Annotated in this window: 15 protein-coding genes; all 15 read right to left on the bottom strand. The window is 44.8% G+C overall.

Translation table 11 applies throughout. The annotated features are described in order from the left end of the window. Positions 1–80 precede the first annotated feature (80 nt). Positions 81–278 (bottom strand): YqgQ family protein, encoded by a 198-nt coding sequence (locus KNP88_RS07120; RefSeq protein ID WP_214765394.1) that lies wholly within the window; start codon positions 276–278, stop codon positions 81–83. Then, complete coding sequence (locus tag KNP88_RS07115; RefSeq protein ID WP_214765395.1) at positions 262–1,299, bottom strand: M42 family metallopeptidase; 1,038 nt, start codon at positions 1,297–1,299, stop codon at positions 262–264. The genes KNP88_RS07120 and KNP88_RS07115 overlap by 17 nt, the downstream gene beginning before the upstream one ends. A 203-nt stretch (positions 1,300–1,502) precedes the next feature. Beyond that, a complete protein-coding gene (locus tag KNP88_RS07110; protein ID WP_088836593.1) occupies positions 1,503–2,012 on the bottom strand; it encodes a GNAT family N-acetyltransferase in 510 nt (169 codons plus the stop codon). A gap of 199 nt (positions 2,013–2,211) precedes the next feature. Beyond that, entirely contained in the window at positions 2,212–3,165 is a 954-nt protein-coding gene (locus KNP88_RS07105; RefSeq protein ID WP_029332987.1) for an L-lactate dehydrogenase, read from the bottom strand. Between the two features lie 163 nt (positions 3,166–3,328). Next, on the bottom strand, positions 3,329–4,111 hold the full coding sequence (locus KNP88_RS07100) for a DUF92 domain-containing protein (protein ID WP_088836591.1): 783 nt from the start codon (positions 4,109–4,111) through the stop codon (positions 3,329–3,331). Continuing rightward, positions 4,102–4,650, bottom strand: a complete 549-nt coding sequence (locus KNP88_RS07095) for a 5-formyltetrahydrofolate cyclo-ligase (protein ID WP_214893038.1) — start codon at positions 4,648–4,650, stop codon at positions 4,102–4,104. Before KNP88_RS07095 ends, KNP88_RS07100 begins: the two co-directional genes overlap by 10 nt. A 58-nt stretch (positions 4,651–4,708) precedes the next feature. Then, entirely contained in the window at positions 4,709–4,858 is a 150-nt protein-coding gene (gene rpmG / locus KNP88_RS07090; RefSeq protein ID WP_012369771.1) for a 50S ribosomal protein L33, read from the bottom strand. A gap of 104 nt (positions 4,859–4,962) precedes the next feature. Beyond that, positions 4,963–7,146, bottom strand: coding sequence for a glycoside hydrolase family 57 protein (locus KNP88_RS07085; protein WP_214893037.1), 2,184 nt, complete (start codon positions 7,144–7,146; stop codon positions 4,963–4,965). A gap of 35 nt (positions 7,147–7,181) precedes the next feature. After that, the gene (locus KNP88_RS07080; RefSeq protein WP_214893036.1) at positions 7,182–7,904 is read right to left on the bottom strand and encodes a DUF4912 domain-containing protein; all 723 of its coding nucleotides are present in this window, start codon (positions 7,902–7,904) and stop codon (positions 7,182–7,184) included. Positions 7,905–8,012: 108 nt separating this feature from the next. Then, complete coding sequence (gene phoU, locus KNP88_RS07075) at positions 8,013–8,675, bottom strand: phosphate signaling complex protein PhoU (RefSeq protein WP_088836587.1); 663 nt, start codon at positions 8,673–8,675, stop codon at positions 8,013–8,015. A 16-nt stretch (positions 8,676–8,691) separates the two neighbouring features. Next, a complete protein-coding gene (pstB, locus tag KNP88_RS07070; RefSeq protein WP_239456901.1) occupies positions 8,692–9,468 on the bottom strand; it encodes a phosphate ABC transporter ATP-binding protein PstB in 777 nt (258 codons plus the stop codon). Positions 9,469–9,562: 94 nt separating this feature from the next. Beyond that, entirely contained in the window at positions 9,563–10,471 is a 909-nt protein-coding gene (pstA, locus tag KNP88_RS07065; protein ID WP_214893035.1) for a phosphate ABC transporter permease PstA, read from the bottom strand. Between the two features lies 1 nt (position 10,472). After that, positions 10,473–11,414, bottom strand: a complete 942-nt coding sequence (gene pstC, locus KNP88_RS07060; protein WP_088836584.1) for a phosphate ABC transporter permease subunit PstC — start codon at positions 11,412–11,414, stop codon at positions 10,473–10,475. A gap of 95 nt (positions 11,415–11,509) precedes the next feature. Further along, entirely contained in the window at positions 11,510–12,454 is a 945-nt protein-coding gene (locus KNP88_RS07055; RefSeq protein ID WP_214893034.1) for a PstS family phosphate ABC transporter substrate-binding protein, read from the bottom strand. Positions 12,455–12,678: 224 nt separating this feature from the next. After that, positions 12,679–14,751, bottom strand: coding sequence for a peptidoglycan D,D-transpeptidase FtsI family protein (locus KNP88_RS07050; RefSeq protein ID WP_088836582.1), 2,073 nt, complete (start codon positions 14,749–14,751; stop codon positions 12,679–12,681). Positions 14,752–14,778 lie beyond the last annotated feature (27 nt).

Raw genomic sequence — 14,778 nt, 5'->3', positions numbered from 1 at the left:
TCCCTTATTCGTAAATGATTTCATCTCTATTAGTTTAGCTGAACGGCAATCTTGTGCAAAGGGTTGCACAAGACTTTTTCTTACGAATGTCGTGATTTTTTCAATTCATGTGCCAAAATCACTTTCGCTGAATCATATTGCTTTTTTTCTAACACACCGGCTTGCTCGAGTTCATCGAGTTCGAGCATCATCATTGCTATATCCGACTCGCGATCGCCTAAGTAGACGATCGTCCCGTACGTTTTCAATAACTGTTGCACATCATAAAGTGTTTTCATCATTCATTTTCTCCTTCACGAACACATTCAGTAAATCATACGTCGCTTGAAGTGACGCTTCATGCGTCCGTTCATACGAGTGACTCGATTCGATTCCTGGACCAAGCAGTCCATGACGGACGTCGTGCCCCGCACTGACGGCTGCTGAAGCGTCGGAACCGTAATAGGGATAGATATCGACCTTATACGGAATCGAATGGCTTTGAGCGAGACGTGTGAACTGATGACGTAACGCAAGGTCATACGGTCCTGAGCTGTCTTTTGCACAGATTGATACCGTATATTCATCCGAGTGTTGTCCTTCTCCTAATGCGCCCATATCGACAGCGATGTATTCTGCGACGTCTTCAGAAAAACCGGCATTCCCACCAAATCCGACTTCTTCATAATTCGAAATCAGAATTTGCGTCGTATGCGGTAATGTCTCGTTTTTCCATTCCTTGATCAGTTCGAGCAACAGGGCGACGGATGCTTTATCGTCCAGATGACGTGATTTGACGAAGCCTGTTTCGGTATGAATAAATCGCGGATCAAACGTCACGATGTCACCGACTTCAATCCCTGCTACCCGTGTCTCTTCTGCCGTCGTTGACCGGATATCGAGTCTCACTTCGATGTTCGTCGCATTTCGCTCTTCAGTGTTCGTCACGCGTGACGTATGGACGCTTGAGTGATGGAACAAAATCGTTCCCGAGATCGTCTGTCCGTCCATTTTATGGACGAGACAGTTTTCACCTTCGATCGCCGTCCACGCATAACCGCCAAGTTGAGATAACGTCAGTCGCCCCGTCGGCAAAATCTCTTTGACCATCGCCCCGAGCGTATCGACGTGTGCTGTCAACAAACGAATCCGTGAAGACTGTCCGGGCAACGTAGCGAGCAATGCTCCCTTTTCTAACTTTTTATACGTAATTCCTTCTGCTTTAAATCGATTTTCTACATATGTAAGAGCATGCGCGGTAAATCCAGTCGGACTTGGGATTTCTACTAATTCACGAATCGTCTCAATCACAGCTTTCATCTTGTTCGCTCCTCGTTTGACGTCCTTTTTAAGGAAGGACGGCTTATTTTAATGAAATCGTTTCCTTCTTATGATACCAAATATCTCTCTCCAGTCGAAAAAGAATGCACAATCAAAAAAAGCGACCGCCTGCTATGAAAAAAAGCCATAGCAACAGTTGCGCTACGACTTTCATCCTTTAAATGACTTCTTAACTCTTTCATTTAGACGTATTTTTTCATCCAAATGTCATCTCGATACGTCCCATCCTCTAGTTTGACCGAATCAGGGTCTTCTGCATATACTTCGAAACCAAGTGATTCATAGAGTTTTTGAGCAGCTTCATTTCCTGACAAGACGGCTAGAATGACTTGTTCGACTTCCGGAATTTGTTTCGCCTCTTCAATCAAGGCCTCCATTAGGGCGCGACCCGTGCCCCCACGATAATCCGGTGAGATATAGACACCAGAAATCATCGCCTTATGTGATTCCCGTGACAGTTCGTACGGTTTGACCTGACCAAATCCAAACAATGTATCTTCATCGAATATCCCGATCCAAACTTCATCAGACTCTGGATCTCCTTCTAGCCCCTCTTGAACTTCTTCGAGTGGCGTTTGTTGCTCATCGTCAAAAGAATGACCAAATGCATCCGGATGATTTTTTAGACCTTCGAGGCGTAAGCGCCAATACTGTTCTGCATCTTCCTTTGTTAACGTTCGAAATGTATACATGACTATCGTTTCTCCCCTTTGTGAGTTTTCTAATGTTTCTTAAGACATGAAAAACTCTTCTATCCCTAACATAACCTTTTTCTAGTAAAATAAAACCTAGTTTTCAGATTTTTTATCGCGTCCTTTTTTCTAATCAAAAAATCGTACCCACTGAAACCCCATTTGCCCGAGTTCAGTGGGTACGATTGACGCTTCCGATTTAACGTAAGACAGGTTCCATCGTTTGACGTAAAACTTCCGCCGAATGATGGAATTTTTTTAATTCCTCATCCGTCAGCGACACCTCGATAACTTCGCGCACACCTTGTCGGTTAATCACGGCAGGTACACCGATATGAATACCAGAAATCCCGTACTGTCCGTCAACGTGCGCTCCTACAGTCAACAAACAGTTCTCGTTCCCGAGAATCGCACGGACGATCCGAACGAGACCAAGTCCAATCGCATAGTATGTTGCACCTTTTCGTTCAATGATATGATAGGCTGCATCGCGTACATTGATATAGATTTGATCTAAATCTTTTTGAGAATAACGATCGTCTTCTGCAAGCAGTTCATCAATCGTTTTTCCATAGATTCTTGAGTTGCTCCAGGCAGCGAATTCCGTGTCGCCATGCTCACCTAAAATATAGGCGTGGGCGTTTCGTGAATCGATATTAAAGTATTCTCCTAACATTTGGCGCAAGCGTGCCGTATCGAGTACCGTTCCTGATCCGAAGACGCGTGACTTTGGTAAACCAGAATATTTCCATGCTAAATGTGCCATGATATCAACGGGATTTGATGCGACGACGATGATGCCGTCAAATCCTGATTCCATGATTTGGCGCATCATTTCTTTCATGATTAAAGCATTTTTCGCAACGAGGTCAAGTCGTGTCTCACCCGGTTTTTGTGGTGCACCGGCCGTGATCACGATGACTTCGGCATCTTTACAATCCCCGTAATCCCCTGCCCATATTCGCATCGGCGAAGAACTGAATGGCGTCCCGTGATTTAAATCCATCGCTTCCCCTTCAGCTTTTGCTTTATTCACATCAATGATGACAAGTTCTTCACAAAGTCCAGCTGTCGTCATTTGATACGCAAAACTTGATCCTACTGCCCCCGCACCAATTAACGCAACGCGTGTAACTTTAGCATGTAATTCCATCCGATATGTCCACCCTTCCAAACAAATTAAAAGTTTGTTAACTATCTCACAATTAGATTGTAACATCTTTCACAAACTATTAAAGACTGTGTAAACGGTCACATTTTGTCTAATTTGTGTCAACAATATCCTAACATAAGGAAGTCAGGTACTTCACCTTCCATTACCACAATCGATACAACATGAAACCAATCAGCCCCGCTAGCGTACTGGACAAATAATTAACGGCGTCATTCCCTAGCCACTTCCACCCTCGGACATATTGTGTCGTAGTACCATGATGGATTTTTTTCTCGGTTTCTTTGCCACAAATCTGACAACGATACTTTCGTTGGACGGTAGCGCCTAACACCGTATCGAGAATACTGCCAAGGACACCTCCGGCCGCGACGATCAACCATTGCTTTACGGACAAATCGAATAGAATATCACCCGCTGTCGCGATAAATAATGCACCGATGATTGTCGCGAGTGTCCCGAGTAAGGATACCCCGCCGCTCGTTCCTCGTAAGACCGGTTTAAACGTCCGGATTGAAATCGGTTCTTTTTTAGAAAGCGGACCAATCTCGGATGCCCATGTATCTGCATTCGAAGCAGCAATGACAATCAAGAAAACTAATAAAAAATCAAATTCATTTGTCAGTACAACGCCTATCGAAGCAAGCATAGCGGTTCCACCGTTGGCAAGTACTTGCCAACCATCTCGTGCACCATCCTTCTCGACGATTTGATCGACGGACTGCTTGCGTGCCTTACCGAGTTTTGATAACAGGCTAGAGCTACCGAAGAATAACAGTAACAGGACTAATCCTTCGGAATCGAGCGCATAGACAACCGTGCTGCCGACAAGTATCGTCAAGAATGCACCGCTTTTCGTTAATAATCCGAATTGATAGCCAGCATATCCGAGGGCTAAGCAGATGAATAGAAGAACAGTTAATGACATTGAATGACCTCATCTTCAGTGACAATTGTATCAACCGGGCGATCAAATGATTCTACTTCGAATCGTTCCACGACTTGAACGGCAAATGCAATCGAAAGCGTCGGACCTGAAAAATCAATCAACGCACGATCATAAAACCCACCGCCCCATCCTAAGCGATAGCCATTACGCATATAGGCACGACCCGGTACGATACAAAGATCAATCGTCGGCAATGGAATTTCAAAAGCAGTTGCATCCGGTTCAAAAATCCCCATCGAATTCTCAATCAGTCGACTGCTTGACGAATGTTCAAAAAATCTCATTTCTTGACCAATGACCTTCGGAATGACGACACGTTTTCCATCCGCCCATGCTTGTTGAATGACTCGTTCCGTTGAACATTCGTTTCGAAACGAGAGGGTCACCGCAATTGACGTCGCATTCATCCATTCTGGCAATACAAATAACTGCTCTGCAATTCGTCGTTCCCGCTCCTGCCGGTTTTCCAACCGGTTCAGTCGCTCTGCGATTACCCGTCGCACCGCTTTTTTATTCATATAGTATTCCCCCATTCACAAAAAAAGCCATCACACAAGGTGACGGCTTCCATCTCAATTATTTTACTTCACGGTGAAGTGTGTGCTTACGGAGACGTGGGTTGTATTTCTTCAACTCAAGACGCTCTGGGTTGTTACGCTTGTTCTTTTTAGTGATATAAGTACGGTCACCAGTTTCAGTGCAAGCCAAAGTAATTTTAACGCGCATGGGATTCCCTCCTATCTAGCTCTCAATGTATCAAGTGTTTTTGCTTTACATAAGGTTAAGCATACTCAAGTATCGTACCAAGAAAGGAACGGAATTGCAACTGTTCATCCGTTCTTTTTCTGAATCGCCAATTGTTCGTATGGTTTTTCAAGGTTCACTTGGAATTCAAGCGGTTTTTGAGCAACATGATAATCATTTTCGATTCCTTGTCTCGCTTCTTCACGTTCTAAATAAATCAATTGTGAATGACGAAGTGCTTCGCCCTCTAATCGTTTAATCGCAACAACTAAACCACCGCTACTCGCTGGAGAACGTTCACTCTCAAGATTGTACACATTGCTGACAAGCGGCAACTGGTTGATCTCAGCAAACGATTGAGCAGCCGACGCCGTCTCCATCGTAAAGTTATGGACAAGGCGGAATTCTACGATTTTATGCAGGGCTTGCGCTTGACGCAACACGGCAAGATTTAATCCGGCCAACTGATTGTAAGTCTGAACGAGCGGTAGACCCGTCATGCGGACGCCGTAAATATGAACGCCATCTTCAAATCGATAAGCCGTCTCATTTTCTGTGATGACATAGACATTTTCTCCCGCTCCTGCCAATCGCTTCGCAAACTCAGCAATTGGTCGGTTCGAATCTTGGTAATCTTTTGCGACGAGTAAAATCGCGGCATCGTTCCATGACGTTTCACGTTGCACCGCAACATAGTAGTCATGCGTCGTCAAATAGACGTCAGGTTCAATATCTTCATCTGCTAGGAAAGGATATTCGGCATAACGCGCTTCAAGCCATTCCATCGTCAATTCTTTTTCATCCAGTAGGCGTTCCGTCTCTTCAAATCGCTTAATATGTTCTCGGAATCGATTTGCCGCATATTGTGCCGTCGTCTGTCCATCGAGAATGAACGGCCAGTCGCTCGAAACCGCGAGCAAGTATTCACGAATCAATTGACGTTTTGCTTTGACCGTCAAACCATCTTGATGACGATTACGCGCCATGACACCGGCTAATCGTTTTTCAAGTTGATGCAAGTGACGAATCATCCAGTCGTTCCGTTCATTGATCCACACATCCGCATACCCTTTCCGGCCCCATGTCCCCATTGCGACGTGCACCGTCTCGATGTCGCCAAAATGACGCTCGAGGAACATTGTAGGTGAAATCGATTCGACCCCAACATCTTCAAGTCGTTCCATGGCTTTACCGAGGAAGTCCGGTCCCTCAAACCACCAATGACCAAATAATTCCGCGTCAAATGGTGCTGTGACAAGAAACGGCGGGAAGTCTTGTCCACTGTGCTGGTCAAGATGCTCCGCCAATGCTTCCGCAAAGTCAGCTGCATGCTCATCCGTTTGTTTCCAAGCCCAGTCGCGGACATAAAAAGCCTTTTGATCGGACTCTCCTGTAACACGATGTAATTTTAAACCCGTATCGTAGCGGAGTCCTTCAGGATGCATGAATTCTGCAATTTGGTCCCACTCCCGATCATAGGCAAGATCGCGGTAAAATTCACGATAGTTCGGGTGTCCCGGATAACCAATGACAGAACTCCAAATGCGTCCAGAAATGATTTGATCGCGCGGAAACAGTGCAACACCATGTGGCGAATAGACCGGTGCGCCGATGCCGTGTTTTGGAGCAGGATCAGCGTTTAAGATGGAATGTTCGTCTACGAATGTATAACGAATCCCCTCTTCGTACATGATTTTATCAAGACCTGGTGTATAGGCACATTCCGGCATCCATAGCCCCGTTGGACGGAATCCATAATGACGTTCGAAACAGTTTAATCCAGTTTGAATCTCTGACCGGGCAGCTTGCTCTGATAACATGTGCGGACTGAAACCATGCGTTGCCGTACAGGTCATCAGTTCAAGGTAACCTGCTTCTTTATAATGACGGAAGGCATGGTTTAAATCGCGACCCCAATGTTCGAATGTATTTTTTAAGTCACGGTACCGTTCTTTATAGAAAAGCAGGGCATCCCGTTCTTCCGGCACTAAATCGCGGTCAAGTTCTTGATCAATCAAGCGTAATGTATCATCTAAATGCTCTACATAACGTTCTTGAATCAATGAATCCGCAAGCATTTCAATGACGGGTGGAGAAATACTAATCGTCCATCCGAGCGGGCGCTCTAGACGATCAATTTCCCATAATAACGGAATATACGTTTCTGAAATCGCTTCGTACATCCAACGCTCTTCTAGACGATGAGCTTCCTGATGACGAATATAAGGTAAATGGGCATGTAAAACGAGTGAAAAATAGCCTTTGCGCATGTTTTCTCTTCCTCTCCTTCTTTCTATCTTTTAGCTCAACGAATTCGGTCGAAATAAGAATACGGTCGTAAAACTTCTACCCATTCCGGTTGCTCGACTTCTCCATTTTGCCAACGAGCGACGACTTCAGCGAATCGCCCTTCAACGACAGGTTCGTCACGCGGCGTCTCGACCGGCTTCGAACGTAGTACCGGAACAAAGTCACCATCAATTGTTTGAATTCCCCATTCGATGATGTATGTAGTGTTTGGGGATAACGGACGAACGAACCAAGAGTTCGTCATTTCCGGCAGTTCAAATTGATACGTCCGGTTCGCTTCACCTTTTTCATACTCGACTAACGTCACATCAATGATTCGAAGTTCTTTACGGAATGAATCGAACGCTGCATGGTAATGCGTCTCTAACATTTTACGAGATAACTCAGAGAGCTCCCAATACACGTACAATGCCGTCGGCGATTGAACGATGGCATGCATGATGTCATCTTCATAGTGCGTCGCCATCCCGAATGCATCCCGTTCAAGCGATGGTATGGCGATGACAGCAGGAACGATTTCATTCGCAGCCACTTTCATCGATGGAGTGGCTTTCTGTTGTTTTTTAGGAGCTGCTGTTTTTTTGTCCGCTGGTTCTGAAAGTGATTTTCGGTACTTACTCCACGCATATTTCACTTTCCCTTCCGTCGACTCTAATTTCTCAGCGATTTGTTTTATCGTCAGTCCTTGTTCTTTTAATTTTATGATTTTATCAAGCATTACCTATCACCTCTTTATCTTTATTCACTTCTTTCCTATTCTACAAACTTGTTTCAAATTCCTTTACGAAAAAAAGTAGGTCGAGGATTTTCCTCGTACCTACTCAAGTTAGTTATTTAAGTCGTAGTGTTTCCCTTTTTCAAGATAGATGAGGTGCTCCCCGACGTTCGTCAAATGGTCTCCCATCCGTTCGATGTAGCGACAGATGTTCGTAAACTGCATGATTTCATCGACAACAATCGGTTGCAATGACATATGGCGCATGTATTGGCGAAGCGCTTTATATGTCGTCTCATCAATGATGTTGTCGAGATCGGATAACGCTTTTGCTTTTTCGATATCGCCATCGCGATAGGCGACGATGGCTGTTTCCGTCATATCAAGCAATGTTTCAAACGCTTCTTTTAGAAGCGAGATGTCGATGACATAAGGAAATGTTTCGACACGTAAAACCGCTTTCGAGATGTTTCCGGCATAATCGGCAATCCGCTCTAAGTCTGTTGCGATTTTCATCGCTGTCACGAGTCGACGTAAATCCGTTGCCACTGGTTGTTGTTTCGCAATCAAAAGAATCGCATCATCATTGATTTCAAGTTCCAGCGCATCGAGTTCGTTATCATTTTCAATTACTGTACGCGCGATGTCGAGATCGTATTTTTCAAGTGCTTCTGCTGTCGTCGCAATCTGTTGCATCGTCTTGCGGGCAAGAAGAAAGACTTTTTGATCGAGTACTGCTAGATTTTCTCCAAAAATCGTACGGTGAGCTGCCATTGAAAGTTCCTCCTAATTATCCGAATCGTCCTGAAATATAATCCTCTGTCCGCTTATCACTCGGATTCGAGAAGATACGATCCGTTTGATCAAACTCCACTACTTCTCCGTTCAAGAAGAATGCCGTCTTATCTGAGACACGTGCTGCCTGTTGCATATTATGCGTCACGATGATGATCGAGTACTCTTTTTTCAACTCCTGGACGAGTTCCTCGACTTTGAGTGTCGAAATCGGGTCGAGTGCTGAAGTTGGCTCATCCATTAAGATGACATCCGGTTCGATTGCAAGGCACCGCGCGATACAAAGACGTTGTTGTTGCCCACCTGATAATCCGTAGGCATTTTCATTCAGACGATCTTTGACTTCATCCCAAATCGCCGCACCTCGCAAGCTACGTTCCACGATTTCATCTAAAATCTTTTTGTTTTTGACACCGTGGACACGTGGTCCGTACGCGATGTTATCGTAAATCGATTTCGGGAACGGGTTCGGTTGCTGAAAAACCATTCCGACGGACGTCCGTAATTCTTCCACTTCATATTCTTTATCGAAGATGTTCCGGCCGTTATATTCGATGACACCGTTCGTCCGTACGATTGGCACGAGCTCGACCATCCGGTTCAAGGTTTTGATGAATGTCGATTTCCCGCACCCAGACGGTCCGATGATTGCCGTGACTTCGTTTTGTTTAATATCTAAGTTGACATCTTTTAAGGCGTGGTCATCGCCGTACCATAAGTTTAAATTGTCGACACGGTATACACTGTCTTGCGCAGCTACTGGTTGATTCATAGTTGTTGCCCCTTCTTTCTCGGCTGTTTTTGTCGTCAGCTTCGTATCCATCATCTGTGTTCCTCCTTAAAAACGATTCAGCACACTCCTACGATTAATAACGTTTAGAAAAACGATTTCGAATCCAGATTGCAAGTGAGTTCATTGTCAATAAAATCACCATCAAGACAATGATTCCTGCTGCAGCAAGACCTTGGAAATCAGCTTTCGGACGGCTTGTCCAGTTATAAATTTGAATCGGCAACGCCGTAAACTCTGAAAAGATCCCTTCTGGTGCACGGGCGATGAAGATGGCTGCTCCGACCATGATAAGCGGTGCTGTTTCACCGATCGCACGTGAGACAGCTAAGATGATTCCCGTAATGACACCTGGAAGTGACGCCGGTAAAACGACTTTGAACGTCGTCTGCCATTTCGAGGCACCAAGTGCAAGTGAAGCATGACGCATCGCTTGCGGTACGGAACGAATCGCCTCTTGCGACGATACGATGACGACCGGTAAGCTCATTAACGCGAGCGTCAACGCTCCAGCGATCAATGTTGAACCGAAGCCCATATTCCGGACGAAGAATGTTAAACCGAGCAAACCGAAAACGATTGAAGGTACGCCTGCCAAGTTCGAGATGTTGACTTCGATGAACGATGTCATCCGCCCTTTTTTCGCGTATTCCTCTAAATAAATCGCAGCTCCGACACCCATGATGAAAATCATTGGAACGATTAAAAGCATTAAGAAGATCGTACCCATCAGTGCAGGATAGATTCCAGCGCGTTCTGGACGTCGTGATGGGCCATTCTGAAGGAAATCAAGCGATAACCATGCAGCACCATCACGGAGTACGCCGACAAGAAGAATACCAAGAACGACGAGACCAAATAGGAGACCAATCAAGAAAATCACTTTCGTCACATTGTTGACGACAAGACGCTGACTGATTGATTTTTTTACTGCAACTGGATCAATGAACTTTTTTTGTACAGGTTGTTTTTCTGGTAAGGCCATCTTAATACTCCTCTCTGAAACGACGCGTAATCCAGTTCGCGAGGAGGTTCATCACAAGTGTAAAGACGAACAACAGCGTACCGACAGCGTAGATACTATAATATTCAACGGTTCCATATCCCGCATCACCAAGCGCGACTTGAACGATATAAGCTGTCATCGTTTGGACAGGTTCAAGCGGATTGACGGTTGCAGTAGGATTTGATCCCCCGGCAATCGTCACAATCATTGTTTCACCAATCGCACGAGACATCCCTAGGACGATCGACGCGATGATACCTGAAAGTGCTGCCGGAACTACGACTTTTAAAGCCACTTCAAGGCGTGTCGAACCAAGTGCGAGCGCACCGTCACGGATTTTTTTCGGGACAGAACTCATCGCATCCTCAGAAATCGAGGCAATCATCGGGATGATCATGATTCCGACGACAATCCCTGGGCTGAGTGCGTTGTAAATCGCAAGACCGGGAATTAACTTTACGAGTAGAGGTGTGACGAACGTCAACGCGAAGAAACCGAAGACGATTGTCGGGACACCTGCTAAGACTTCAAGAATTGGTTTTAACACACGACGTGCGCGCTCTGACGCATACTCACTTAAATAAATAGCAGATGTGAGTCCGATCGGCACGGCAACTAGCATCGCAATCACGGTAATCTCAAGTGTTCCGACGACGAGCGGCCAGATTCCGTACTCTGGAACCGAGTTCAACGGGTACCAGCTCGTACTACCGAAAAATTCTTTGATTGAGACGACTTCAAAGAAATGTTCCGTTTCGATGACTAACGTGAGAATGATGCCAATGGTCGTAACGACCGAAGCAAACGCACATAAAAATAAGATGATTGGCATAATTCGTTCCATGATGTTTTTCATACTGAATTTTTGTTTTCGGTTCTGTTGAATCAGCTCGCGAACCGAGTTTTTTGATGATGAATTCATCCTTCTTCGCTCCCTACTTCATCATTCCTACATAAGAACGGGACTTAAAAAGGGAGAGATTCCCCCCTTTTTAAGTCACCCTCCTATTCGGATGTTTATTTCATTGCATCTTCGATTGCTTTTGCATTTTCGTCATAACGCTCTTGCTTCATTTTGACGTAACCGACTTCTTCCGCTAAATCACCGGCATTTTCATTCGTAAATTTCACGAAGTCAGCGACTTGTTTTTTATCAGTGAGTGATTTGTTGTTTACATACGTGTAGATTTCACGTGATAACGGATATGAAAGATCGTTGATTGTTTCTGGTGTTGGATCAACAGCATCTTTCCCTTCAGCCGATAACGGTACTTCTTTTAACTTATCTTTGTTTTCAGCATAGTACGCATAACCAAAGTAGCCGATTGCGCCTTTTGTTCCTTCGACACCTTTAACGAGGACGTTATCATCTTCAGAAAGTTGGACGTCTTTACGCATATCTTTCTCATCCATTACTTCCTCATTGAAGTAATCGAATGTACCTGAGTCTTTACCAGGGCTGAAGAATTTGATTGGTTCTGCTGGGTAAGATGAATCGACATCTTTCCATGTTTTGACGTTCGGATCCTGCCACATTTTATTGAGCTGGTCAATCGTCAATTCCTTGACCCATGTGTTTTCTTTACTTACTGCAACTGTTAATCCGTCAAGCGCTAGTGCCATTCGTGTATATTCAATTCCATTTTTTTCTGCTTCTGCTGCTTCTTCTTCTTTGATTTCACGTGAAGCGTTCGAAAGGTCTGTTTCACCGACGACGAAACGTTTGAATCCGCCACCTGTCCCTGATACACCGACCGTTACGTTTACATCTGGCTGTTCAATCGAATATTCTTCTCCGACTGCTTCCATGATTGGGAAAACTGTTGACGATCCATCAATCGCAATCTTTCCTGAAAGATCCGACGAACTTGAAGAGCTTCCTTTGTCATTTCCGCATGCTGCACCGACTACTGCGATTGAAGCTACTGTTGTGATAAGTGCTGTTTTTTTCATCCAAGACATGATTAAATTTCCTCCTCGAAGTATGTCGCTTATACCAATACGACTTTTTATCCGTTTCCCTTACAAGACTTATAATACGGATGAACTATTAAAACGAAATGAATCCAACGTAAAAGAATTGTAAAGGCTTGTTTTTTGCAGTTTACAATTCAAAATACATTATAAAAAAAGGTCAATCCAAATAAAAAAAACGAAGATGAGTTTCCTCACCTTCGCTCTTCTAGTTAATTTGGCTTAGTCTGCCACGGAATATCTTTTACGTTGAAGTACGCCTTCACTAAATCATGACCAATTTTCGAGTTGACCGTTTCCTGCTCCATATATGGAAGGAATACGGCCCACGCGATCTCTGGATTATCGTATGGTGCCCAACCGACAAGGTTCGAGTTTAATGAACGAACCGGCTGACCACTGCTGTCACGTAACGCAATCCCGTCTTCACCATATACGCTTACCTGTGCCGTACCTGTCTTAGCCGCCGCATCGATTCCTGTCAGCGCAATTACTTTAGAAGTCCCGCGCTCTCCTTTGACGACTCGATGCAATCCTTCGCGGACGTGATCAATGTTGTCTTGGCTGACTTCGATTCGGTTCAAGTAATTTGTTTCGAAGCTATACTCGACTTGTTTTGTATCTTCTTCAATTGAATTCGATGCGAGCACTTCTTTTAAGAAATGCGGTTGAACACGATAGCCGCCGTTCGCGAGTGTTGAGATATACTGCGCGACTTGTAACGGAGTGAACGCGTCATATTGCCCGATGACACGGTCCATCAAGAGCGTGACGCGGTCCGGTGTCCCTTGCACACCTTTCGCTTCGTAAGGTAAATCAATCCCAGTCGTCACGCCGAGCCCGAACTGGCTGTAATAATTTTGCATGATGGCTGCAGCAGCATCGACGCTCGCCCCTGCAATCCCATTACTCGGATAATTTGCCATCCGCATTGCGATGTTGAACATATACACGTTTGACGAGCGTTCGAGCGCCGTCAAATCTGTAATCGGCCCCATGTTGACGTAAGAAGCCTTCTTCGTCCCACCGATTGTAATCGGCGCATCATTGATGACTTCATTTTGACGAATGACGCCTTCTTCAAGTCCCATTGCAACCGTCGCCCCTTTAATCGTCGATCCGATTTGGAGTGAGGTCAGAACATTATTGATTGCGACGTCACTGAATTTATTCGTCGCCGTATCGAGCTTTTGTCCCGACATCGCTAAAACTTCACCCGTTTGCGGGTTCATCACGACCGCATAACCTTCTTTAAGATAGCCGCTTCCCATACCACGACCCATCTTGATCGCTTGTTGGAGGATTTGATCGACCTGTTTGTTGTATTCCGCGTCAACCGTCAGAACGAGGTCTTTTCCAGACTCTCCTTCTTCGCGGTTCGGCTCACCGACTGGTTCGCCGTTAAACGTCTCATACACATCATATGCCGGTTTACCGCGCAGTAAATCTTCATATTGTTGTTCTAAAAACGATGTTCCGACCCGATCGTTCAAACTGTACCCTTTTGCCTTGTATTCCGCTTGTTGCTCAGCAGGAATCTTCGAGTACTTTCCGAAAATGTTCCGGAGCGTTCCTTCATATGGATAAGATCGTTCATAGAACGGTTCTACAGAAACACCTTTCAGGTCTTCGAGATTTTCGTCAATGATCGCCATCTCTTTTGCCGTCGCACCAAGCTTGACGAGTTGTGGATCAAGCGCATACCCGACTTCCATATTGTGTTTGATTGCGACGATTTCCATTGTTTTATCATCATAATCAATATCTTTCTCTGTAATTGTATCGAGCATGACTTGATTCTCTTCAGCAATCGATAACTTTTTTCGTTCTTCCAATGTCGGATACTTTTCTTTCATGACAGCATCAAAACGACGTTTCGACTCTTCTGTATTGGTCGCGATCCAGTAATCTTTTAAATCACGTTCCGTTACCTTCCAATCATCTTTCGGTAAATTGATGATGGCAGCGAGACGTGAAGCTGTTTCAATCCGCTCATCGACCTTTGTATTTTGCGAGCGTCGGTAGACAATTGAATATTTTGAAATCGTATCGACGAGCAATCGTCCATCGCGGTCATAAATTTTCCCGCGTGGTACTTCATACTTTGAAGCGATCATCTCTGTTTTTTGAACTTCGCGTGAGATTTTTTCACCATTGACAATTTGGACGACACCAAGTCGGAAAATCAAAATCGCAAATAATAAAAAAACAACAAAGAACATTAAATTTAATCGAAGCGGCAAGTGGTTACGCCGTCTTCCTCTTACCGTGATTCGTTTCGCCATGGCGTACTCCCCTATCGTTCAAAAAGT

This window comes from Exiguobacterium sp. H66, assembly GCF_018618705.1.
In the GTDB taxonomy this organism is placed as follows: domain Bacteria; phylum Bacillota; class Bacilli; order Exiguobacteriales; family Exiguobacteriaceae; genus Exiguobacterium_A; species Exiguobacterium_A oxidotolerans.
Note: the sequence above shows the minus strand (reverse complement) of the source record. Positions and strands in the feature narration are given on the sequence as shown.

Excerpts from the sequence above, each read along its gene's own strand:
- KNP88_RS07120 (WP_214765394.1), bottom strand. The coding sequence starts at position 278 with ATGAAAACACTTTATGATGTGCAACAGTTATTGAAAACGTACGGGACG.
- KNP88_RS07115 (WP_214765395.1), bottom strand. The coding sequence starts at position 1,299 with ATGAAAGCTGTGATTGAGACGATTCGTGAATTAGTAGAAATCCCAAGT.
- KNP88_RS07110 (WP_088836593.1), bottom strand. The coding sequence starts at position 2,012 with ATGTATACATTTCGAACGTTAACAAAGGAAGATGCAGAACAGTATTGG.
- KNP88_RS07105 (WP_029332987.1), bottom strand. The coding sequence starts at position 3,165 with ATGGAATTACATGCTAAAGTTACACGCGTTGCGTTAATTGGTGCGGGG.
- KNP88_RS07100 (WP_088836591.1), bottom strand. The coding sequence starts at position 4,111 with ATGTCATTAACTGTTCTTCTATTCATCTGCTTAGCCCTCGGATATGCT.
- KNP88_RS07095 (WP_214893038.1), bottom strand. The coding sequence starts at position 4,650 with ATGAATAAAAAAGCGGTGCGACGGGTAATCGCAGAGCGACTGAACCGG.
- rpmG (WP_012369771.1), bottom strand. The coding sequence starts at position 4,858 with ATGCGCGTTAAAATTACTTTGGCTTGCACTGAAACTGGTGACCGTACT.
- KNP88_RS07085 (WP_214893037.1), bottom strand. The coding sequence starts at position 7,146 with ATGCGCAAAGGCTATTTTTCACTCGTTTTACATGCCCATTTACCTTAT.
- KNP88_RS07080 (WP_214893036.1), bottom strand. The coding sequence starts at position 7,904 with ATGCTTGATAAAATCATAAAATTAAAAGAACAAGGACTGACGATAAAA.
- phoU (WP_088836587.1), bottom strand. The coding sequence starts at position 8,675 with ATGGCAGCTCACCGTACGATTTTTGGAGAAAATCTAGCAGTACTCGAT.
- pstB (WP_239456901.1), bottom strand. The coding sequence starts at position 9,468 with ATGAATCAACCAGTAGCTGCGCAAGACAGTGTATACCGTGTCGACAAT.
- pstA (WP_214893035.1), bottom strand. The coding sequence starts at position 10,471 with ATGGCCTTACCAGAAAAACAACCTGTACAAAAAAAGTTCATTGATCCA.
- pstC (WP_088836584.1), bottom strand. The coding sequence starts at position 11,414 with ATGAATTCATCATCAAAAAACTCGGTTCGCGAGCTGATTCAACAGAAC.
- KNP88_RS07055 (WP_214893034.1), bottom strand. The coding sequence starts at position 12,454 with ATGTCTTGGATGAAAAAAACAGCACTTATCACAACAGTAGCTTCAATC.
- KNP88_RS07050 (WP_088836582.1), bottom strand. The coding sequence starts at position 14,751 with ATGGCGAAACGAATCACGGTAAGAGGAAGACGGCGTAACCACTTGCCG.